At 53.2% G+C, this 404-nt stretch carries 1 rRNA gene; it reads left to right on the plus strand.

What is annotated here, in order from left to right:
* Positions 1–31 precede the first annotated feature (31 nt).
* Positions 32–404, plus strand: a 16S ribosomal RNA gene (locus tag ACTQXY_RS15600); the annotation flags it as partial.

A 404-nucleotide genomic window follows, 5' to 3' on the forward strand; every position in this document is an offset into this window, starting at 1 on the left:
GCTAGCAGTTATCTGAACCGGAACAAACACTTTTAACGAGAGTTTGATCCTGGCTCAGGATGAACGCTGGCGGCGTGCTTAACACATGCAAGTCGAACGAAGCGCTTAAACGGATTTCTTCGGATTGAAGTTTTTGCGACTGAGTGGCGGACGGGTGAGTAACGCGTGGGTAACCTGCCTCATACAGGGGGATAACAGTTAGAAATGGCTGCTAATACCGCATAAGCGCACAGTGCTGCATGGCACAGTGTGAAAAACTCCGGTGGTATGAGATGGACCCGCGTCTGATTAGTTAGTTGGTGGGGTAACGGCCTACCAAGGCGACGATCAGTAGCCGGCCTGAGAGGGTGAACGGCCACATTGGGACTGAGACACGGCCCAAACTCCTACGGGAGGCAGCAGTG

Origin of the sequence: Faecalimonas sp. LCP19S3_D12, assembly GCF_052121495.1 — a bacterium.
In the GTDB taxonomy this organism is placed as follows: Bacteria; Bacillota; Clostridia; order Lachnospirales; family Lachnospiraceae; genus Faecalimonas.